We start from the raw sequence: 21,393 nt of genomic DNA, 5'->3' as shown, positions 1-21,393 counted from the left end.
GTGCGGTTTTCCGGTGGGTGCGGTTTTCCGGTGGGTGCGGTTTTCCGGTGGGTGCGGTTTTCCGGTGGGTGCGGTTTTCCGCTGGGTGCGGTTTTCCGGTGGGTGCGGTTGGGGGGCGTGCGGCGGGCCGTGCGTGGCTGATCGCGCAGTTCCCCGCGCCCCTTGTGCACCTCGGGTGCGGGCCGTGCGTGGTTGCTCGCGCAGTTCCTCGCGCCCCTTGGCCGCATCGGCGCTGGCCGCGCCTCGGCGTTCGCGCGGTTGCCCGCGCCCCCAGTACACCGTCCTGCGCCTGCGGACCGCGGGGGCCGTTCGCGCAGTTCCCCGCGCCCCTTGTGCACCTCGGGTGCGGGCCGTGCGTGGCTGGTCGCGCAGTTCCCCGCGCCCCTTGGCCGCATAGGCGCTGGCCGCGCCTCGGCGTTCGCGCAGTTTCCCGCGCCCCCAACACACCGTCCTGTGCCTGCGGACCGCGGGGGCCGTTCGCGCAGTTCCTCGCGCCCCTTGTGCACCTCGGGTGCGGGCCGTGCGTGGTTGCTCGCGCAGTTCTCCGCGCTCCTAGGCCGCACCGGTGCTGGCCTGCATCAGAGCGTTGGGCCCGTCATGGGCCCCTTTGGCCCCTGAGATCTGTCGGCCCCGGGCCACGAGCGGGCGGGTGGGAGGGAGGGCGGTCAGGGCTAGGCCGGAGACCCCGAGGTGTAGCGGCGGAGCAGGGGCGAGAGCACCAGCACCGACTTGGTGCGCTCCACGTACGGCTCGCCCGCGATCCGCTCAAGGACCCGCTCGAAGTGCCGCATGTCGGAGGCGAAGACCTGAACGATCGCGTCCGCCTCACCGGTGACGGTGGAGGCGGACGCGACTTCGGGGTACCGCTCTAGCCCCCGCTTGATCGCGTCGGGCGAGGTGTTGCGACGGCAGTAGATCTCGATGAACCCCTCCGTCTCCCAGCCGAGGGCCGCCGGGTCCACCCGTACGGTGAAGCCGGTGATGGCACCCTCGGCCCGCAGCCGGTCGACGCGCCGCTTGACGGCGGGCGCGGACAGACCGATCAGCGAGCCGATGTCGGCGTAGGAGCGTCGGGCGTCTTCGGCGAGCGCGTGGACGATGCGTTCATCGAGGTCATTGAGTCGCACTGCGGGTGGATCACTTCTGTGAGGCGGTGGCCAGCCTGGAACGGCGGTAGCCGTAAGCGAAGTAGATCACGAGACCGGCGGCCATCCAGTATCCGAAGTACTCCCAGGTGACCCCGGAGAGGTTCCACATGAGGTAGCCACAGGTGGCGAAGCCGAGGATCGGGATGACCCAGCCGAGCGGCACCCGGAAGGTGCGCGGCATGTCGGGGCGGGTCACGCGCAGGATGACGACGGCCACATTGACCAGCGCGAAGGCGAAGAGCGTGCCGATGCTCGTGGCGTCCGCGAGGTTGCCGAGCGGTACCGCGGCGGCGAGCACACCGCAGAACAGGGACACCGCGATCGTGTTCGCGACCGGGGTACCGCTGCGCGGGCTGACCTTGGCGAACACCTTGGGCACCAGACCGTCGCGGGACATCGCGAAGAGGATGCGGGTCTGGCCGTAGAGCACCGTCAGGACGACACTCGCGATCGCGATCACGGCGCAGGCCGCGAGCAGCGTGGCCCAGAAGGAGTGTCCGGTGACGTCCTTCATGATCCCGGCGAGCGCCGCCTCCGAGCCCTCGAACTGCTTCCAGGGGCGGGCGCCCACGGCGACGAACGCGACGAGGACGTAGAGCGCGGTGACGATGACCAGCGAGAGCATGATCGCGCGGGGCAGATCACGCTTGGGGTTCTTGGCCTCTTCACCGGCCGTGGAGGCCGCGTCGAAACCGATGTAGGAGAAGAACAGCGACGAGGCGGCCCCGCTGACTCCGGCCGTGCCCATCGGCATGAAGTTGCTGTAGTTGCCCGACTTGAAGCCCATGAAGCCGATGACGCAGAACAGCACCAGGGCGGCGATCTTCACACCGACCATGATCGTGTTGATGCGGGCGGACTCGCGGGCGCCGCCGAGCAGCAGGCCCATCGCGAGGACGACGACGATCAGCGCGGGCAGGTTGAATATTCCGCCGTCGCCGGGCGGCGCGGACAGCGCGTCGGGGATGGTGACGCCGATCGTGCCGTCCAGGAACTCATTGAGGTACTGGCCCCAGCCGACGGCGACCGCCGCCACCGAGACGCCGTACTCCAGGATCAGGCACCAGCCGCAGATCCAGGCGACGAGTTCGCCGAGCGTTGCGTAAGCGTACGAGTACGAGGAGCCCGCGACCGGGATGGAGCCCGCCAGCTCGGCGTAGGACAGGGCCGAGAAGAGCGCCGTGAGGCCGGCGAGCACGAAGGAGAGCGTGACGGCGGGCCCGGCCTTGGGGACGGCCTCGCCGAGCACCACGAAAATGCCGGTGCCGAGCGTCGCACCGATGCTGATCATGGTCAGCTGCCACATGCCGAGTGAGCGCTTGAGGGAACCGCCTTCGCCCTGGCCACCCTCCTCGACCAGGCGTTCCACCGGCTTGCGCCGCATCAGTCCGCTGCCGAGGCGCGGGCCCCCGGCGGCGGGTGCATCGGTTGAGGGTGGCGCTGCGCCATGATCCAACACTGAGGTGGCTCCTTATCGCTGCCAATCGGCGGCGGGTGACCGCGACGGACCGACCTGCCCGCACAAAGGGGTATTTCGGGCAGCATGGAGCCTTCCCGTGGCCGGTTCCGCCGAGCAGGCGGTCCCCGCCACTCCACGTACGGCGAGAACCCTATGGGTTTCCGCTTCCCGGTCGTAATGCAGCAACCTTGCGCATCGGCGGTTGATCATTGCGCACGGACGCGTGGGGTGGGTGTTTGTTGCACATCAACGTTCGATCCGTGCGTATGCCCTGTTCGTACCCCTTCTCACAGGACCGCGCAGTGGTCCTGGTCACGGCCGGCGCGCCAGCCCGGTCACGGCGCGCACAGCGGCGCCGGCCGCGGGGCCGTCTTGACACTTGATCAGGGCTGTTGCAGGGTCGCGCCCCATGGAGCTGCACGTGCCGTACGAGACCGCCGGGCCGTCGGCCAGGGGCTGGCTGGATCCGGCCCCCTTCCTGCGCGGGGTGGCCTGGCTCGACGCCGAGGGGCAGCCGGTGCGGGCGGATCCGGACGATGTGATGCGGCTGCCGTGGGACACCGGCGAGCGGGCCGCGCTGCCCATCGGCATGCGCATCGAGTTCACCGCGCGCGGGGCCTCGGCGGTGGAGGTGCGCTATCGCGCCCGGGTGCCCGAGGACGACGCGGAGCTGCACGACCTCGCGCACACCTTCGCGCTCTGGCAGGGCGACCGGTGCGTCGCCGAGGCAACCGTGACACCCCGTCAGGAAGGTCGCGTACGTCTCCAACTTCCCAGCACGGACGGCCTGTTCACCATTCACCCGCCCGAGACGCAGGCGCCGAGGATCGTCGGCCTTCGGCCGGTCGGGGGCACGCTCGCACCGGCCCCGCCGCAGCCGCGCTGGCTCGTGCACGGGGACTCCATCACCGAGGGCTGGTGGTCGACGCGCCCCGCACACGCCTGGCCGGCCGTGGCGGGCCGGGCGCTGGGCCTGGACGCGGTGAACCTGGGGTACGCGGGCGGGGCTCGCGGTGAACTCCCCACCGCCGAACAGCTCGCGCGCCTTTCGGCCGACGTCATCACGCTCGCCTTCGGCACCAACTGCTGGTCCGGGGTGCCGTTTTCGGCCACGCTGATGTACGAGACGACGCTGGCGTTCCTGCGGCTCGTGCGCCGGGGCCATCCGACGACCCCGCTGCTTCTGGTGTCCCCGCTGTTGTGCCCGGAGGCGGAGCGGACGCCGAACGCCCTGGGCGCGACGCTGGCCGAGCTGCGGGCGGCCATGGAGGGGGCGACCGGGGAGCTCATCGCGAAGGGCGACCAGGCCCTTCAACTGCTGCCCGGGCAGGGCCTGTTGACCCCGGACCACCTCGCCGACGGCCTGCACCCCACGGACGAGGGCCACGCCCTCCTGGGCGCGGCGGTGACGCGGGCGCTGGCCCCGCGGGTGCCCGGGGCGGCGCGGACGCCCGAGTCCTCGTGCCTCCCGTAGCCCCGGCGCCTCCCACCGCCCCGCCACGGGCCGGGAGCCCCCGTACGGGCCGGAGCCCCCGCGAGAGGAATCGCGGGGGCTCCGGGGCGTACGGCGGTCGGAGGCGGACGTACCGCTGTGCGGTGACTAGCTCCAGCTGGCGTGCAGCGGCTTGCCCTCGGCGTAGCCGGCGGCGGACTGGATGCCGACGACGGCCTTCTCCTCGAACTCGGCGAGCGAGGAGGCACCCGCGTAGGTGCAGGAGGAACGGACGCCCGCGATGATCGAGTCGATCAGGTCCTCCACGCCCGGCCGGGTCGGGTCCAGGAACATGCGCGAGGTGGAGATGCCCTCCTCGAACAGGGCCTTGCGGGCCCGGTCGTAGGCGGACTCGTCGCTCGTGCGGTTCTTGACCGCGCGGGCGGAGGCCATGCCGAAGGACTCCTTGTAGAGGTGGCCTTCGGCGGAGGTGTGCAGGTCGCCCGGGGACTCGTAGGTGCCCGCGAACCAGGAGCCGATCATGACGTTGGAGGCACCGGCGGCCAGCGCCATGGCGACGTCGCGCGGGTGGCGCACGCCACCGTCGGCCCACACGTGCTTGCCGAACTTCTTGGCCTCGGCGGCGCACTCCAGGACCGCGGAGAACTGCGGGCGGCCGACACCGGTCATCATCCGGGTGGTGCACATGGCGCCGGGGCCCACACCGACCTTGATGATGTCCGCGCCGGCCTCGATGAGGTCGCGCACGCCCTCGGCGGCGACGATGTTGCCCGCGACGATCGGGACCTGCGGGTCCAGGCCGCGCACGGCCTTGATCGCGGCGATCATCGACTCCTGGTGGCCGTGCGCGGTGTCCACCACGATGGTGTCCGCGCCGGCGTCCAGGAGCTGCTTGGCCTTGCCGGCCACATCGCCGTTGATGCCGACGGCGGCCGCGATGCGCAGCTTGCCCTCGGCGTCGGTGGCCGGGGTGTAGAGCGTCGCGCGCAGGGCGCCCTTGCGGGTCAGGATGCCGGCGAGGCGGCCCTCCTTGTCCACGGCGGGGGCATAGCGGCGGTTGGCGTTGTCGAGCTTGTTGAAGGCCTCGCGCGGGTCGATGTCCGCGTCCAGGAGCAGCAGGTCCTTGGACATGACCTCGGACAGCTGCGTGAAGCGGTCCACGCCGGTGAGGTCCTGGTCGGTGACGACGCCGACCGGCCTGCGCCCGCCGTCCACCACGACGCCCGCGTTGTGGGCGCGCTTGGGCAGCAGGGCCAGCGCGTCGGCGACGGTCTGGGTCGGGTCCAGGACGATCGGGGTGTCGAGCACGTGGTGGCGCGTCTTGACCCACGAGATGACGTCGGTGACGACCTCGATCGGAATGTCCTGGGGGATCACGACGATGCCGCCACGGCGGGCCACGGTCTCGGCCATGCGGCGGCCGGCGATCGCGGTCATGTTGGCGACGACGAGCGGGATGGTGGTCCCCGAGCCGTCGGGGGATGCCAGGTCGACGCCCTGGCGGGAGCCCACCGCGGAGCGGCTCGGCACCATGAACACATCGTCGTACGTCAGGTCGTACGGCGGCTTGATGTCGTTGAGGAAACGCACGTGCTGAACATCCCAGTCGATCGAGGTGGCCCCAGGCATTTCAGCCAGGGGAAAAGCACGTAGTTCATTGTCCCATGTTCGTACGATTGCGCTGCCCGGGCCGATCGTCCAGGGACGGGACCTTGGGCCTAGTGCGATCCTCCTAGCGCGAGCACCGGGCACAACGCGGGCCCCGCCGCCTGGTCCAGGACTTCCCGGGTGATCGCCCACTCCTCCGGGCTGGCGTCGGCGTACGGCTGCCAGCCCGTGACGATCAGGAGCCGGCCGTGGCCGGTTGCGGGCAGGTCGCCCAGGCTGTCCGCGAGCGCGTCCCAGTTGCGGCCGAACCAGTCGGGCAGGTCGAGCGCACGGGCGAAGCGGTCCATCAGGGCCGCCTTGCCGGTGACGCCGGTCAGGTCCAGGACCACCGTGGCCCAGCCCTCGGCGCGGGCGCCGGCCAGCAGACCGGCGAAGGGATGGGCCGTCATCGCAGTACCGCCTTGAACGTCTTGTAGTGGTCGCCGGTGTAGAAGAACTCGCCGCCCTGCCCGGTGATCAGGCGCCGGGCGCCGCGGTCGCGGGAGCCCGGGGTGTCGACGGTGTACTCGTGGTAATAGCCGCGCTTCTGCTGCGGCAGCAGCTTCTCGAAGTTGCCGAACACCACACCGTCCTTGCTGTACGGGAACGGGCCGCCCTTGTCGATGAGCTTGAGCGTGTTGCGCGCCTCGGGCGGCAGTTGCGCCGCCGGGACGGTCGCCATCCCCTTGGCCCAGGCCGGTGCGGAAGCGGGTGCGGAGGCCCGCGGGGAGGACCCCGGGCCCGTGGGTTTCGCGCTGTCCTTGCCCCCGCAGCCGACGAGCAGCACAGCGAGGCACGCGAGGACCGCGGCGAGGGCGATCCGGGCAAACCTGTTGATCATGCCTCGATGCTCCCATCCGGGAGGGGCGCGAGCGAATGCGTATACCGATGTTCCGGGGCCACGATGGGGGCATGCTGCTCTCCGACGTGGCCGGAACCTCGGCCGAGATCGCCGCCACCGCCTCCCGCTCGGAGAAGTCCGCGCTGCTTGCGCGGCTGTTCTCGGCCACCGCACCGGACGAGGCGCCGCTGGTGGTGACCTACCTGGCGGGCCGGCTCCCGCAGCGGCGCACCGGGCTCGGCTGGGCCGCCGTCAAGGACCGGCCGGCGCCCGCCGCCTCACCCCGGCTGACCGTGCGCGAGGTCGACGAGCGGCTCGACGCGATCTCGCTGGTGGCCGGCAAGGGCGCCCAGGGCGAGCGCAAGCGCCTCGTCGGTGAGCTGATGGCGGCGGCCACCGAGGAGGAACAGCGCTTCCTGGTCTCGCTGATCACCGGCGAGGTCCGCCAGGGCGCGCTGGACGCGGCGGCCGTCGAGGGCCTCGCGGCGGCGGCCGGCGCCCCCGCGGCGGATGTGCGCCGTGCCGTGATGCTGGGCGGCTCGCTCGGCGTCGTGGCCCAGGCGCTGCTGGCCGGCGGCCCGTCCGCGCTGGCCGCGTTCCGGCTGGACGTGGGCCGCCCGGTGCTGCCGATGCTCGCGCAGAGCGCGAAGGACGTGGCCGAGGCGCTCGACCGGCTCGGCCCGTGCGCGGTGGAGGAGAAGCTCGACGGCATCCGCGCGCAGGTCCACAAGGACGGCGACGCGGTACGGGTCTTCACCCGCACCCTCGACGAGATCACCGACCGGCTGCCCGAAGTGGTGGCCGCGGCAAGGGAGTTGACCGCACGGACAGCCGTGCTCGACGGCGAGGTGATCGCCCTGGGAGCCGACGGGCGGCCCCGCTCGTTCCAGGACATCGCGGGACGCGTCGGCTCCCGGCTCGATGTCGCGGGCGCCCAGGACCGGTTGCCGCTCTCCCCCGTCTTCTTCGACCTGCTCTTCGTGGACGGCCGCGACCTGCTCGATCTGCCGGTGCGCGATCGCCAGGCGGAACTGGCCCGCATCGCGCCCGAGCCGCGGCGGGTACGGCGGCTCGTGGTGGCGGACCCGGCCGATCCCGAACTGCGCACCGCCGCCGAGGAGTTCGCGGCCGCCACGCTGGAGCGCGGGCACGAGGGGGTGGTGCTCAAGGCGCTCGACTCGTCGTACGCGGCGGGCCGGCGCGGCGCCTCGTGGCTGAAGGTCAAGCCCGTGCACACGCTGGATCTGGTGGTCCTCGCGGCCGAGTGGGGGCACGGCCGGCGCACCGGCACGCTCTCCAACCTGCACCTGGGCGCCCGCCGCGAGGACGGCACGTTCGCCATGCTGGGCAAGACGTTCAAGGGGCTCACCGATGCCCTGCTGGCCTGGCAGACCGAGCGGCTGCGGGAGTTGGCGGTGGCCGAGGAGCCCTGGGGGGTGCGGGTGCGGCCGGAACTCGTCGTCGAGGTGGCCTTCGACGGCGTGCAGAGATCGTCGCGGTACCCGGAAGGGGTGACACTGCGTTTCGCACGGGTAGTGCGCTATCGCGAGGACAAGAGGGCCTCGGAGGCGGACACGGTCGCGGCAGTCATCGCACTGCGCGGCGGGAGGGACTGAAACCGGTGGAGCAGGGGAACGACGCGGGGCGGCTCGAACAAGCACAACGGCGGGGGCAGGAGGCCGGGCTCGCGGCCGCCAGGCTGACCGCGGAAGGGGTCACTTCGGTCGCGCTGACCTGGGTGGACGTGGCGGGCCTCACCCGCGTCAAGGTCGTACCGACCTCACGGCTCGCCCAGGTCGCCGCGCACGGGGTGGGCATGTCACCGGTGTTCGACGTGTACCTGGTGGACGACTCCGTCACCACCAGCCCGGGTATCGGCGGCCCGGACGGAGATCTGCGGCTGATCCCCGACCTGGACCGGCTCACCGTGCTGGCCGCGCAGCCCGGCTGGGCGTGGGCGCCCGTCGACCGCTTCGAGCAGTCCGGCCGCCCCTACGACGCCTGCCAGCGGCAGTTCGCCCGCCGGATGACCGAGCGGGCCGCCGAGCGCGGCATCGAGCTGCGGATGGGCTTCGAGACGGAGTGGATCGTCGACCCACCGCTCGCGGGCCCGGCGTACGGGATGTCCCGGATCGTGGAGCGCTCGGCGTATGTGAAGGACGTGATCGGCGCGCTGGAGGCACAGGGCGTCGAGGTGCTCCAGATCCACCCGGAGTACACGGCCGGCCAGTTCGAGGTGTCGGTCGCACCGGCCGACCCGGTGGGGGCCGCGGACCTCGCGGTCTTGGTGCGCGAGACGATCCGCGCGGTGTCGGTCCAGCACGGCCTCACCCCGTGGTTCGGCCCGGTCGTCGACCCGGAGGGCGTGGGCAACGGCGGCCATGTGCACCTCAGCCTGTGGCAGGACGGCCGCAACCTGTGCCGGGGCGGCGAGGGCCCGTTCGCGATGAGCGCGACCAGCGAGGGCTTCCTGGCCGGGATCCTCGACGCGCTGCCCGCGCTGCTCGCCATCGGCGGCCCCACCCCGGCGAGCTATCTGCGTCTGACGCCGTCCCGCTGGGCCGGCGCCTTCCAGTGCTGGGGCCTGGAGAACCGGGAGGCGGCGCTGCGGTTCGTGGCCGGGCCGCCCGGGGCGCAGGACGCGGCGAACGCCGAGGTCAAGTCGTTCGACCCGGGCGCCAACCCCTACCTCGTGGTCGGCGCGCTGATCGCGGCCGGGCTCGCCGGACTGGACGCGGGCCTGCGGCTGCCCGAGCCGGTGACGGGCGACCCCGTCCACTCCGACGGGCCCCGGCGGCTGCCCTCCTCGCTGCCCGAGGCGGTGGCGCACTTCACGGAGTCCGCGGTGCTGCGCGAGGCGCTCGGCGACCGGCTGTTCGAGGCGATCGTCGCGGTGCGCGAGGCCGAGACGAAGCTCTTCGACGGCCGTACGCCGCAGGAGATCGCCGAGGCGACGCGCGGGCGGTACTGAGTGCTGCCGCTCGTCGACCACCACTGCCACGGCGTGCTGCGCACGGACCCGGACGACGCCGCGTTCGAGGCGTTCCTGACCGAGTCCGACGCCCCCGCCGCACCCGGCACCAGCTTCTTCGACACCCAGCTGGGCTTCGCGGTGCGCCGCTGGTGCCCGCCGCTGCTCGGCCTCGAACCGCACTGCCCGCCGGAGCGCTATCTGTCCCGCCGCCGCGAGCTCGGCGCGGAGGAGGCGAACCGGCTGCTCCTGGGCGCGAGCGGCATCGGCACCTATCTGGTGGACACCGGTCTGCCCGGCGACCTCACCGGCCCGGCCGAACTCGCCCGGCTCGGCGGGGCCGAGGCGCGCGAGATCGTACGCCTGGAGCACCTCGCGGAACGGTGCGGCCGGGAGGAGCAGGATCCGGACAAGTTCCTGGCGGTGCTCGCCGACGCGATCGGCGCGGCGGCGGGCACGGCGGCCGGGTTCAAATCGGTGGCCGGATACCGCTACGGGCTCGACCTCGACCCCGAGCCGCCCGGCCAGGCCGGTCTCCGGGCGGCCACCGGCGCCTGGCTCGCCGCGGGGGCGGGCCGGATCGCGGACCCGGTGCTGCTGCGCCATCTGCTCTGGTCGGCGGCGCACACCGGGCTGCCGCTGCAGATCCACACCGGGTTCGGCGACCCGGATCTGCGGCTGCACCGCTGCGATCCGCTGCTGCTCACCGATTTCATCCGGGCCATACGCCCGACGGGGTGCCGCCTCGTCCTGCTGCACGGCTATCCGTACCACCGCAGCGCGGGCTATCTGGCGCACGTCTACCCGCATGTGTACGCGGACGTGGGCCTCTCGCTGGCACATACGGGGACGCGGGCGGAAGCGGTCCTCGCCGAGTTCCTGGAGCTGGCCCCGTTCGGCAAGCTGCTCTTCTCGACGGACGCCTACGGTCTCGCGGAGCTGTACGTCGTGGGGGCGCGGCTCTACCGGGAGGCGCTGGACCGGCTGCTGAACGGCTGGACCGGGTCCGGGGCGTGGTCGGCGGCGGACGCCGAGCGGGTGGCGGATCTGGTGTCGGCGGGCAACGCCGAGCGGGTCTACGGCACGTGAGGGGGCCGGGTCACCGGGGGCCGTCGAGCCCCCGGTGACCCGCTGCCGGTGGCTCAGATGCCGTCCGGGTCCGCGCGGTCGAGGGCGGGCCGCGGCTTGGGGCCGGTCTCGGTCAGGAGGAAGTCCGCCGCGGCCGTGTCGGTCACCAGGCTGGTGACCAGGCCGGAGCGCAGCACCGCGTCGATCGCGGCGGCCTTGCGCTGGCCCCCGGCGATCGCGACGACCTCGGGGATGCGGCGCAGCCGGTCCGCCTCGACCGTGATGCAGCGCTCCCCCAGGTCGCGGCCGACCCGGCGGCCCTCCGCGTCGAAGAGGTGCGCGGACATCTCGGCGGCGACGCCGAGCGAGGCGTAGTGCGCCCGCTCCTCGTCGGTGAGCATGTCGTGGACGGTGGAGATGCCCGGCTCCCAGGAGCCGATGGACACCGCGGCGACGGTGACCTTGTCGAAGTACTCGAAGGCGCGGGCGATCCCCGTCTGGTTGCGCAGCGCGGCGGCCGTCGCCGGGTCGGGCAGCAGCATCGGCGCGTAGATGGGGTGCGCCTCGCCGCCGGAGACCTGGGCGGCCCGGCGCACCGCCTCGACGGAGCCGCGCTCGGCGGTGCCCGCGTCGTACACCCCGGTCAGCTGGACGACCGTGCAGGGCGGCAGGCGGTCGAGGGCGGCGGCCATGTGAATGGTGGAGCGGCCCCAGGCCAGACCGAGCACATCGCCCTCGCTGACCAGCTCGCCGAGCAGGTCGGCGGCGACCTCGCCGAGGTTCTCCGGGTCGGGCGAGGTCTCCTCGCCCTCCGCCGGGGACTCGACCACGACCGCGTGCCGCAGGCCGTACCGGGCGCGCAGGGCGTCGGAACGCTCCGCGTCCAGCTCGGCAGGGACGCGGATCTCGATCCGTACGAGATCGCGCTCCAGGGCGGTTTCCAGGACCCGGGCCACCTTGAAGCGGCTCACGCCGAACTCCTCGGCGATCTGGATCTTGGACTTGCCCTCCAGATAGAAGCGGCGGGCCATCGCCGCCGCCTGCACCAGCTCCGCGGGTCCCATCCGCAGGGCTGACCGACCCGCCGACATTGCAGACACCGCGATCTCCTCACTGCTGTTCACAACTGCTGTTCACGCACCGGACTCGCTGTTCATCCTGTCAGATCCAACGGTCCTTGATCAGCCCCGAAGGGTTCCGTTCATTCAGTGGCGGCTCAGTGTGCGCACGCCCAAGGTGCGTCCGCCGTCGTCCGTTCAGCCATGGAGCGCAGGGAGCGCACCGCTTCGGCCGGGTCGTCGGCCCCGTAGACGGCCGAACCGGCGACGAACACATCGGCGCCGGCCTCGGCGCAGCGCTCGATCGTGGAGGCCGAGACGCCCCCGTCGACCTGGAGCCAGAGTTCAAGTCCGTGTTTGGCGATCAGCTCACGGGTCCGGCGGATCTTCGGCAGCATGATGTCGAGGAAGGCCTGGCCGCCGAAGCCGGGCTCGACCGTCATGATCAGCAGCATGTCCAGCTCGGGGAGCAGGTCCTCGTACGGCTCGATCGGCGTCGCGGGCTTCAGGGCCATCGAGGCGCGGGCGCCCTTGGCCCGGATCTCACGGGCGAGCCGCACCGGTGCCGCGGCGGCCTCCGCGTGGAAGGTGACCGAGCCGGCCCCCGCCTCCACGTACTGCGGGGCCCAGCGGTCCGGGTCCTCGATCATGAGATGGCAGTCCAGCGGCGTGTCCGTCGCCCTGGCCAGGGATTCCACGATGGGCACCCCGAGCGTCAGGTTCGGCACGAAGTGGTTGTCCATCACATCGACGTGCAGCCAGTCGGCACCTTCGACGGCCCTGGCCTCGTCGGCCAGTCGGGCGAAGTCCGCGGAGAGGATGCTGGGGTTGATCTGAGCCATGCCCCAAGCCTGCCATGCCCCGGGCGACTTGCCTGCCACGGTGCGGGCCGAACCCTGGCCGGATCCACGGGCGCCGGGCGATCCGGCAGGCTCCACGGGCCCGGGCCGGTGATCCTCCGCCCACGGCCGGGTCCGGCCGGAACCTCTCCCGAGCGAGCACGGACCAAACCGTGATGCGCCCAAGTCCCTTACCGCGAGGGCGAGTTGGGGACGGTCACGCTCGGCGCGGGGGCCGCGACGCCCCGCGTCCGCGGGGCGTCGCACCGGAGTCAGGCCGTACGCCTCAGGAGGGCGAGGTACATCGCGTCGGTGCCGTGCAGATGCGGCCACAACTGGACGTCGGGACCCTCGCCGAGGCCCGCGACTCCGGGCATCAGGGGGCGTACGTCGATCCACTCGGCCTCGACCGGCTCGGCGCCGCCGCGGCCCTTGAGGACGTCGTCGACGACGATCCGCGTCTCGGCCAGGTGCGGCGAGCAGGTGGCGTACCCGACGACGCCGCCGACGCGGACCGCCGAAAGGGCTTCGCGCAGCAGCCCGCGCTGGAGCGGGGCGAAGCCCTCCAGGTCCTCGGGGCGCCGACGCCAGCGGGCCTCCGGGCGGCGGCGCAGCGCGCCGAGACCGGAGCAGGGCACGTCGACCAGGACCCGGTCGAAGGACCCCGGCAGCCACGGCGGGCGGGTGCCGTCGGCCGCGATGACCTGGTACGGGCCCGGGTTTCCGGCCAGCGCCCGCTCGACCAGACGGGCCCGGTGCGGCTGCTTCTCGGAGGCGAGCAGGGCGGCGCCGCGCCCGGCCGCCAGGGCGGCGAGCAGGGCCGCCTTGCCGCCGGGGCCCGCACAGCCGTCCAGCCAGCGCTCGTCCCGGCCTTCGAGCGGGGCGTTGGCGAGGGCGGCCGCCACCAGCTGGCTGCCCTCGTCCTGGACGCCGGCCCGGCCGTCGCGCACGGCGTCGAGCGCGCCGGGCTCGCCGCCCTCCGCCATCCGCACCGCGTACGGCGACCAGCGGCCGGGCAGGCCGCCGTCCTCGCCGAGCGCGTCGAGGAGTTCCTCGGTGGTGGAGCGGCCCGGGCGGGCGACCAGGGTCACCTCGGGGCGCTCGTTGTCGGCCTCCAGGAGGTCCTCGATGCCGGCCCGGCCGCCGCCGAGCGAGTCCCACAGCGCGGAGACGACCCAGCGCGGATGCGAGTGCACGACCGCCAGGTGGTCCTCGGCGTCGTCCTCGTAGGAGGGCGCGACCTTCTCCAGCCAGCCGTCGAGGTCGTTCGCCGAGACCTTGCGCAGAACGGCGTTGACGAACTTGGCCCGCCCGTCGCCGAGCACCACACGCGCCAGCTCCACGCTCGCGGAGACCGCGGCGTGGGTGGGGATGCGAGTGCCGAGCAGCTGGTGCGCGCCGAGCGCGAGCACGTCGAGCACCGGCGGATCGACCTCGCGCAGCGGCCGGTCGATGCAGGCCGCGATGATCGCGTCGTAGGTGCCCTGGCGGCGCAGCGTGCCGTAGACGAGTTCGGTGGCGAGCGCCGCGTCGCGGGTGTCGAAGCTGCCGCCCTCGCGCGCCTTGCGCAGCAGCGGGGGCAGCACGAGGTTGGCGTAGGCGTCGCGCTCGTCGACGGCCCGCAGGGCCTCGAAGGCGAGGATGCGGACCGGGTCCTTCTTGGGACGGCGGTACGGCTTGCCGCCCTTGCCGGCGCTGGCGTTCGGCTTGCCGCCCCTGCCCGTGGCGGGGTTCGGGCTGCGACGTGGCGAATCGTTCACGTGAAAGGTGCTCCGCGGATCAGATGGGTCGAACCCCCTCAGCGTACGTCCGGCGCTCCCACGCGCTCACCCGGGGCGATCCGGACCCCGCGGGCCCAGTCGGCGCCGCGCATCGGCTTCTTGCCCTGCGGCTGGACCCAGAGCAGCTCCACGGCGTGCGAGCCGGTGCCCACGTACACGTTGTTCTTGGCGGCGGAGATCTCGCCGGGCGCCAAATCGGTGCGGTCGGTGACCGGGGCGGCCTGGATGAGCTTGAGGCGCTCACCGCGGAACACGGTCCAGGCACCGGGGGCGGGAGTGCAGCCGCGCACCACGCGGTCGACCCGCAGCGCCGGGGCCGCCCAGTCGATGTGCGCCATCTCCACGGTGATCTTCGGGGCGAGCGAGATCCCTTCGGCGGGCTGCGGAACGGCCTTCAGGGAGCCGTCCTCGATGCCGTCCATGGTCGCGGCGAGCAGCCCGGCGCCCGCGAACGCGAGCCGGGTGAGCAGATCGCCGCTGGTGTCCGTGGGCCGGACCTCCTCGGTGACGGTGCCGTACACCGGGCCCGAGTCGAGACCCTGCTCGATGAGGAAGGTGGTGGCTCCGGTGATCTCGTCGCCCGCCATGACGGCGTGCTGCACGGGCGCCGCTCCGCGCCAGGCGGGCAGCAGCGAGAAGTGCAGGTTGACCCAGCCGCGCGCCGGGACGTCCAGGGCGACCTTGGGGAGCAGCGCACCGTAGGCCACGACCGGGCAGCAGTCCGGGGCGATCTTGCGCAGCCGGGCCAGGAACTGCTCGTCCCGCGGCTTCGCCGGCTTGAGCACCTCGATGCCGGCCTCCTCGGCGCGCTCGGCGACCGGGCTCGCCACGAGGCGGCGGCCGCGTCCGGCGGGCGCGTCGGGGCGGGTGACGACCGCGGCGACCTCGTGCCGGCCGGAGGCGATCAGGGCGTCCAGGGCGGGGACGGCGACCTCGGGGGTGCCTGCGAAGACGAGCTTCACTGGGGGTTACCTCGCTTTGTCGAGAGCAGCGTCCCAGTCTATGGTCCCCCGGCCCGGGGACCGACGCGGAGGTGCCCGGGCCCGCGCGGACCGGCTGCCGGGTCCCGTACGCGTCCTGTGGGAGGGGGCCGTACGCGACGCGTACGGCAGGGGCGTACGGGGACTTGCGCGCCCTGTGCATATGCCCATACGCCCCCGCAGCGTGACCACAACAGGAGGTGGCGCGTTGGTCAAGAGAGATTGACCGAATCGGGCCGCTTGCGCGTCCCGCGCCTTTTCAGCACCCGCTCCACGTCAACACGGCAACCGCACCACGCAGCACCAGCACCGTCACCAGCACCACCCCACGCACCACCCGAGCTCCGACTGCACCACATCCCTTCCATCCCTTTTCATCGCCGGTTCGAGAGGCTTGCTCATGGCCGACCACGCAACCCACGACGCCCAAGCGCGGGCCAGCCTGCACCTGTTGGTGCGGGACATCGAGCGGGTCCGCCGGCAGGTGGACGCACTGCGCACCCTCACCGCGCAGCTGGGCAACGTCTACCGCCCGCGCCGCTCCGGTCCCTCCACGGGCTTCGTCGTGTACGGACGCGCCCCGGCCCCGACCGTACGGCTCGCCCAGGAGCTGCGGGACAGCGTCGAGACGCTGGTCACCGCGGCCGTCGACTTCGACCGCTCCCTCGGCTTCTCCTGGGACGCCGTGGGCTCCGCGCTCGGCGTCACCAAGCAGGCGGTGCACCGCCGTTACGGATCCCGCCGCGCGGGCGCCCAGGCCGCGGGCCAGGCCGACGCCGAGCGTCCGGCCGAGGCCACGACGACCCGCACCCTGCCGCCGCTGCCCGCCATGCCCGCGGTGCCCGCCGCCCGTTCGATGCCGCCGCAGCCGACGGCGAGCAGCCAGTCCCTTCGCGAGGAGGTCCGCACCAGCGCCTTCCCCGGGCCCCGCAACGGCTGACCCGCGTTCGCCCCTTCGTGCCCTCGCGTGAGTGCGTATCGCGGGGGCACACCCCTGTCCGGGCCGGGGCCATGAGCTGTCCGGGCCGGGCCATGAGCGGGTGTCCGGCGGATCGATCGTGCCGAGCGCGACCCCTCAGCCGATGTCCGGCGGGTCGGTCGTGCCGAGCAGGGACCCTCAGCCGATGTCCGGCGGGTCGATCATGCCCAGCAGGGACCCTCAGCCGATGTCCGGCGGGTCGATCCTCAGGCGCACCGGGTCGCCGCCGCCCCGGGCGAGCCGGGAGGCCTGGGCGGCCTTGAGCGCGGCGGCGAGGGCTGCGCCGGAGCCCGGCGGCACCCGGACGAGCGCCCGCTCCCAGCGCTCGCCCACCGGAGGATCGCCGGGCCTGCGGGGCCGGCCGGGGTCGGGCACCGGCAGCGGGACCGGCCCCAACACCTGTGCCTCGGGCGGCAGTTGGGCCGCCTTCAGGAAGGCGGCGACCGCCTCGGGGCGGCCGATCGCCTCGGCCATGCGGGAGACCGGCGGGAAGTTGAGCTCGGCCCGCTCGGCCAGTTCGCGCAGGGCGTGGCCCACCGGATCCCAGCGGACCAGTGCCTGCACCGGGCGCAGCGTGGGCTCGGCGACCACGACCACCGTGCCGCCCTCCTCCTGCCCGCGCACCAGCGAGGACGCCGAGATCCAGCGCCGCAGCGCCTCTTCGCCGGCCCGGATGTCGGGCCGGCTGAGCATGGCCCAGCCGTCGAGGAGCAGCGCCGCCGCGTAGCCGCCCTCGGCGACCGGCTCGGCGCCGGGCGTGGACACCACGAGGGCGGGCTGTCCGGGCACGCTGTCCAGGATGTGGTCGCGCCCCGAGGTGCGTACCGGCACCGCGGGGAAGGCCCGGCCGAGCTCCTCGGCGGTCCGCCGCGCTCCGACGATCTGGGCACGCAGCCGGTTCGACCCGCACTCCGCGCAGTGCCAGTCGCTCTCCGCCGTGCCGCACCAGGCGCACGTCAACTCCCGCTCGTCCGGCGCCTCCAGGGGCCCGGCGCACTTCCGGCAGCGGGCGGGCGTCCGGCAGCGGGCGCAGGCGAGGCGAGGCGCGTACCCGCGCCGGGGCACCTGCACGAGCACCGGTCCGCTCTTCAGGCCCTCGCGCACGGCCTTCCAGGCGAGGCTCGGGAGACGGGCCGCGCGGGCCGCCTCGTCGCGCGCCAGCTCGCCGTCGCCCACCGTGCGTACGAGGGGGGCGGCGGCCCTGACGACCGTGCGGTCGGCGACCAGGGGCGAGGCCCAGCCGCTCTCCACGAGCTGGGCGGCCTCCACCGTGCAACTCGTGCTCCCCAGCAGGAAGCCGCACTTGTCGTGTGTGGCGCGCAGTTCGAGGACCTCGCGCACATGGGGGAAGGGGGCGTTGTCGTCGCTGTGGCTGGAGTCCCCGTCCTCCCACACCACGACGAGCCCCACGTTCTCGACGGGGGCGAACATCGCGGCCCTGGTGCCGACGACCGCCCGCACCGCGCCGCGCCGCACCGCGAGCCACTGCCGGTAGCGCCGCTCGGGGCCCGATTCGGCGGTGAGCAGGGCGTGCCGGCCCTCGCCGAGCAGCGCGGTCAGCGCCGCGTCGACCCGGCCCGCGCTGCGGCCGTCGGGCACGACGACGAGGGCGCCGCGACCCGAGGCGAGCGTCGCCCCGACGGCCCGGGCGATCTCCGCCGCCCAGTGCGGGCCGGGCAGCGCGGTCCACACCGCGCGGGGGGCGCCGCCGGTGCCCAACGCCCTCAGGAACGCGGGGCCCTGCTGGTACCGCTCCCAGGTGCCGGGCTCCGGTGGGGCCGGGGGCGGGGGCGGTTCGGGGGACGGCTTGGACTCGGCGCGGGCGTTCCTCGGCGGGACCGCGAGCTGGAGCACGTCGGCGAGGCTGCCTGCGTAGCGGTCCGCGACCGCGCGGGCGAGCGACAGCATCTCGGCGCTGAGCACCCGCTCCGGCGAGACGACACCGGCCAGCGCGGCCAGCGGACCGGAGTAGTCCGACTCGGCCCGGCGCTCCACGAGGAACCCGTCGATGAGCCCGCCGCCCTCGCGCCGCCCGTCGCGCACATTGCGCGACCCGGCCCCGAACCGCACCCGCACCCGCACGCCGGGCTGCGCGTCGGCGTCCAGCTCCTCGGGCACCGCGTAGTCGAAGAACTGGTCGAGGTGCAGCACCCCCTTGTTCACCACGACCCGGGCGACCGGCAGCTCCTTGGCGAGGGCCGCCCCCCGCCACGTCCGCGGCTTGGCCTTGGGCACCTTGGCCTTGCGCACCGTCTCCCGAATGAGCGCAAGCTGCTCCGGCCCCGCACCCTCGGCGCCCCCGCCCTGCCGTTCGTTCTCGCTGCTCACAGCCAAATTCCTACCAGACGGGACTGACAGCGGCGGCCGGCAAACGGCCCGGGAGCACGCACAAGGGCCCCGGACCGATCCCGGTCCGGGGCCCTATGGGGTGCTGGGGCCTACAGACCCGCGGCGGCGCGCAGCGCCTCCACGCGGTCCGTGCGCTCCCAGGTGAAGTCGGGGAGCTCGCGGCCGAAGTGGCCGTACGCCGCGGTCTGGGCGTAGATCGGGCGGAGCAGGTCGAGGTCGCGGATGATCGCGGCCGGGCGCAGGTCGAAGACCTGCGTGATCGCGGTCTCGATCTTCTCGTTGTCGACCGTGTTGGTGCCGAACGTCTCGACGAACAGACCCACCGGCTCGGCCTTGCCGATCGCGTACGCGACCTGGACCTCGCAGCGCGCCGCGAGACCGGCGGCCACCACGTTCTTGGCGACCCAGCGCATCGCGTACGCCGCCGAACGGTCCACCTTCGACGGGTCCTTGCCGGAGAACGCGCCACCGCCGTGACGGGCCATGCCGCCGTAGGTGTCGATGATGATCTTGCGGCCGGTGAGACCCGCGTCGCCCATCGGACCGCCGATCTCGAAACGGCCGGTCGGGTTCACCAGCAGGCGGTAGCCGTCGGTGTCCAGCTTGATGCCGTCCTCGACGAGCTGCTTGAGGACCTGCTCGACGACGAACTCGCGGATGTCGGGAGCGAGCAGCGACTCCAGGTCGATGTCGCTGGCGTGCTGCGTGGAGACGACGACCGTGTCGAGGCGGACGGCCTTGTCACCGTCGTACTCGATGGTGACCTGGGTCTTGCCGTCGGGGCGCAGGTAGGGGATGGTCCCGTTCTTGCGGACCTCGGTCAGGCGGCGCGAGAGGCGGTGCGCGATGTGGATCGGCAGCGGCATCAGCTCGGGCGTCTCGTCGCAGGCGTAGCCGAACATCAGGCCCTGGTCGCCGGCGCCCTGCTTGTCCAGCTCGTCCTCGTCGCCCTCGACCCGCTTCTCGTACGCGGTGTCGACACCCTGGGCGATGTCCGGGGACTGGGCACCGATGGACACCGAGACGCCGCAGGAGGCGCCGTCGAAGCCCTTCTTCGACGAGTCGTAGCCGATTTCCAGGATCTTGTCGCGCACGAGCTGCGCGATCGGCGCGTACGCCTTGGTGGTGACCTCTCCGGCCACGTGCACCTGGCCCGTGGTGATGAGGGTCTCCACGGCGACGCGGGAGGTCGGGTCCTCGCGCAGAAGCGCGTCGAGGATCGTGTCACTGATCTGGTCAGCGATCTTGTCGGGGTGACCCTCGGTCACAGACTCCGAGGTGAAGAGACGACGGGACACAACGCTCCCTGGGGTTGCAGCGGCTGCTGGCTGATCATGGTTGGTCGCGCCGGGAGCTGCGCCCGGCTGCGGTTCCGAGACCAGTTTATCGGTCGGTTCTGCTCAATGGACCACGTGTCTCGCCACGTGGAGTCCGGAGATCTCCGGATCTGGTCGTTCCGGGGTCCGATATCGGCCATGCGGGACGCCAGGGAGGACTCCGGGAGGGACTGCGGTACGGCGCCGAGGCGGCCCCGGGCCGATCAGGTCAGGGCGCCGGTTCAGGCTCCGGCCGGTCCGAAACGCCGGCCCACCAGATCCCACACCGTGTCGGCGAGGGCCTCCTTGGGACCGTACGGCACCGGCGTCTCGGAGCCGTCGGAGCCGAGCACGACGGCCTCGTTCTCCTCGGAGCCGAACGTCTTGCGCTCGCCGACCTCGTTGACGACGAGCAGGTCACAGCCCTTGCGCCGGAGCTTGAGGCGGCCGTTGGCCAGCACGTCGTCGGTCTCGGCGGCGAAGCCCACGACCAGCTGACCGGGCCGGGCCCGGTCGGCCGAGATCTCGGCGAGGATGTCCGGATTGCGGACGAGGGTGAGCGGGGCGGGCTCCTGCCCGTCCTTCTTCTTGATCTTTCCGGCGGCGTAGGTCTCCGGCCGGAAGTCGGCCACGGCGGCCGCCATGACCACCGCGTCCGCGTCCGCCGCCGCCTTCAGGACGGCCTCGCGCAGCTGTACGGCGGTGCCGACGCGGACCACGTCGGCGCCGGCCGGGTCCGGGAGCCCGGTGTTGGCCTCGATCAGGGTGACCCTGGCCCCCCGCGCGACGGCGGTTCGGGCGAGCGCGTAGCCCTGCTTGCCGGAGGAGCGGTTGCCGAGATAGCGGACGGGGTCGAGCGGCTCGCGCGTGCCGCCCGCGCTGACCACCACGTGCCGCCCGGCCAGATCCCGCTCGGCACTCCCCCGCGCGAGCACCCGGCGGCACACCTCGAACAGCTCGCCCGGGTCGGGCAGCCGCCCCTTGCCGGTGTCGACGCCGGTGAGCCGCCCGACGGCGGGCTCGACGACGACCGCGCCCCGGCCGCGCAGGGTCGCCACGTTCTCCTGGGTCGCGGGGTGCTCCCACATCTCGGTGTGCATCGCGGGCGCGAAGACGACCGGGCAGCGCGCGGTGAGCAGGGTGTTGGTCAGCAGGTCGTCGGCGAGACCGTGGGCGGCCTTGGCGAGCATGTCGGCGGTGGCCGGGGCCACGATCACCAGGTCGGCGCCCTGTCCGATGCGGACGTGGGGCACCTCGTGGACGTCCGACCAGACCTCGGTCGAGACGGAGTGTCCGGAGAGCGCCGACCAGGTGGCGGCGCCGACGAAGTGGAGCGCCGACGCGGTCGGCACCACTTGGACGTCGTGCCCCGACTCGGTCAGCCGGCGCAGCAGCTCGCACGCCTTGTAGGCGGCGATGCCGCCGCTGACCCCCAGAACGACCTTCGGCTTGGCCATCGAAAACTGCCTCTCCCCGCGCACCTGATGCGTGTACGTACCCATGA

Annotated in this window: 17 protein-coding genes; 5 read left to right on the top strand and 12 right to left on the bottom strand. The window is 73.1% G+C overall.

Going from position 1 to position 21,393, the window contains the following annotated elements; all coding sequences use genetic code 11:
* Positions 1 to 671: 671 nt before the first annotated feature.
* Together ACFYNP_RS24300 and ACFYNP_RS24295 are read right to left on the bottom strand one after the other, a co-directional pair.
* Entirely contained in the window at positions 672 to 1,127 is a 456-nt protein-coding gene (locus ACFYNP_RS24300) for an Lrp/AsnC family transcriptional regulator (RefSeq protein ID WP_053724485.1), read from the bottom strand.
* Between the two features lie 10 nt (positions 1,128 to 1,137).
* On the bottom strand, positions 1,138 to 2,607 hold the full coding sequence (locus ACFYNP_RS24295; protein ID WP_388411707.1) for an amino acid permease: 1,470 nt from the start codon (positions 2,605 to 2,607) through the stop codon (positions 1,138 to 1,140).
* 409 nt (positions 2,608 to 3,016) lie between these two features.
* Between ACFYNP_RS24295 and ACFYNP_RS24290 the strand changes: the two genes are divergently transcribed.
* Entirely contained in the window at positions 3,017 to 4,081 is a 1,065-nt protein-coding gene (locus ACFYNP_RS24290; RefSeq protein ID WP_388788015.1) for a GDSL-type esterase/lipase family protein, read from the top strand.
* A gap of 126 nt (positions 4,082 to 4,207) precedes the next feature.
* Here ACFYNP_RS24290 and ACFYNP_RS24285 read toward each other — a convergent pair whose 3' ends face one another.
* The 3 genes from ACFYNP_RS24285 to ACFYNP_RS24275 all read right to left on the bottom strand — a co-directional run bounded on the left by ACFYNP_RS24285 (position 4,208) and on the right by ACFYNP_RS24275 (position 6,548).
* Positions 4,208 to 5,689 (bottom strand): GuaB1 family IMP dehydrogenase-related protein, encoded by a 1,482-nt coding sequence (locus ACFYNP_RS24285; protein ID WP_388411702.1) that lies wholly within the window; start codon positions 5,687 to 5,689, stop codon positions 4,208 to 4,210.
* A gap of 89 nt (positions 5,690 to 5,778) precedes the next feature.
* On the bottom strand, positions 5,779 to 6,117 hold the full coding sequence (locus ACFYNP_RS24280) for a barstar family protein (RefSeq protein ID WP_388788012.1): 339 nt from the start codon (positions 6,115 to 6,117) through the stop codon (positions 5,779 to 5,781).
* Entirely contained in the window at positions 6,114 to 6,548 is a 435-nt protein-coding gene (locus ACFYNP_RS24275; protein ID WP_388411697.1) for a ribonuclease domain-containing protein, read from the bottom strand. The genes ACFYNP_RS24280 and ACFYNP_RS24275 overlap by 4 nt, the downstream gene beginning before the upstream one ends.
* Before the next feature lie 71 nt (positions 6,549 to 6,619).
* Between ACFYNP_RS24275 and ACFYNP_RS24270 the strand changes: the two genes are divergently transcribed.
* From ACFYNP_RS24270 to ACFYNP_RS24260, 3 genes are read left to right on the top strand one after another with little or no spacing between them, the layout of a single operon-like run.
* Positions 6,620 to 8,164, top strand: a complete 1,545-nt coding sequence (locus ACFYNP_RS24270) for an ATP-dependent DNA ligase (protein WP_388788009.1) — start codon at positions 6,620 to 6,622, stop codon at positions 8,162 to 8,164.
* A 5-nt stretch (positions 8,165 to 8,169) separates the two neighbouring features.
* Positions 8,170 to 9,519: a glutamine synthetase gene (locus ACFYNP_RS24265; RefSeq protein WP_388788007.1), complete on the top strand. Its 1,350-nt coding sequence runs from the start codon at positions 8,170 to 8,172 to the stop codon at positions 9,517 to 9,519.
* On the top strand, positions 9,520 to 10,608 hold the full coding sequence (locus ACFYNP_RS24260; RefSeq protein WP_388788004.1) for an amidohydrolase family protein: 1,089 nt from the start codon (positions 9,520 to 9,522) through the stop codon (positions 10,606 to 10,608).
* A 53-nt stretch (positions 10,609 to 10,661) separates the two neighbouring features.
* On the opposite strand, the gene ACFYNP_RS24255 is transcribed toward ACFYNP_RS24260, so the two are convergent.
* The 4 genes from ACFYNP_RS24255 to fmt all read right to left on the bottom strand — a co-directional run bounded on the left by ACFYNP_RS24255 (position 10,662) and on the right by fmt (position 15,227).
* Positions 10,662 to 11,711 (bottom strand): sugar-binding transcriptional regulator, encoded by a 1,050-nt coding sequence (locus ACFYNP_RS24255; protein WP_388411686.1) that lies wholly within the window; start codon positions 11,709 to 11,711, stop codon positions 10,662 to 10,664.
* Between the two features lie 92 nt (positions 11,712 to 11,803).
* Positions 11,804 to 12,487, bottom strand: a complete 684-nt coding sequence (gene rpe / locus ACFYNP_RS24250) for a ribulose-phosphate 3-epimerase (RefSeq protein ID WP_161246723.1) — start codon at positions 12,485 to 12,487, stop codon at positions 11,804 to 11,806.
* Positions 12,488 to 12,756: 269 nt separating this feature from the next.
* A complete protein-coding gene (locus ACFYNP_RS24245) occupies positions 12,757 to 14,244 on the bottom strand; it encodes an RsmB/NOP family class I SAM-dependent RNA methyltransferase (RefSeq protein ID WP_388788001.1) in 1,488 nt (495 codons plus the stop codon).
* A 38-nt stretch (positions 14,245 to 14,282) separates the two neighbouring features.
* Positions 14,283 to 15,227, bottom strand: a complete 945-nt coding sequence (fmt, locus tag ACFYNP_RS24240; protein ID WP_388787998.1) for a methionyl-tRNA formyltransferase — start codon at positions 15,225 to 15,227, stop codon at positions 14,283 to 14,285.
* Between the two features lie 418 nt (positions 15,228 to 15,645).
* Here fmt and ACFYNP_RS24235 point away from each other — a divergent pair, with 418 nt between their 5' ends.
* Positions 15,646 to 16,185, top strand: a complete 540-nt coding sequence (locus ACFYNP_RS24235) for a hypothetical protein (protein WP_388411677.1) — start codon at positions 15,646 to 15,648, stop codon at positions 16,183 to 16,185.
* A 219-nt stretch (positions 16,186 to 16,404) separates the two neighbouring features.
* Here ACFYNP_RS24235 and ACFYNP_RS24230 read toward each other — a convergent pair whose 3' ends face one another.
* From ACFYNP_RS24230 to coaBC, 3 genes are all read right to left on the bottom strand, one after another.
* Positions 16,405 to 18,552 carry a primosomal protein N' gene (locus tag ACFYNP_RS24230; protein ID WP_388787995.1) on the bottom strand — a complete coding sequence of 716 codons (2,148 nt, stop codon included), beginning with the start codon at positions 18,550 to 18,552 and terminating at the stop codon, positions 16,405 to 16,407.
* A gap of 110 nt (positions 18,553 to 18,662) precedes the next feature.
* Complete coding sequence (metK, locus tag ACFYNP_RS24225) at positions 18,663 to 19,871, bottom strand: methionine adenosyltransferase (RefSeq protein ID WP_388411671.1); 1,209 nt, start codon at positions 19,869 to 19,871, stop codon at positions 18,663 to 18,665.
* Between the two features lie 260 nt (positions 19,872 to 20,131).
* Positions 20,132 to 21,346 (bottom strand): bifunctional phosphopantothenoylcysteine decarboxylase/phosphopantothenate--cysteine ligase CoaBC, encoded by a 1,215-nt coding sequence (gene coaBC, locus ACFYNP_RS24220; RefSeq protein WP_388787992.1) that lies wholly within the window; start codon positions 21,344 to 21,346, stop codon positions 20,132 to 20,134.
* Positions 21,347 to 21,393 lie beyond the last annotated feature (47 nt).

The sequence above is a fragment of the Streptomyces sp. NPDC006691 genome (assembly GCF_042869955.1).
Lineage (GTDB): Bacteria > Actinomycetota > Actinomycetes > Streptomycetales > Streptomycetaceae > Streptomyces.
Note: the sequence above shows the minus strand (reverse complement) of the source record. Positions and strands in the feature narration are given on the sequence as shown.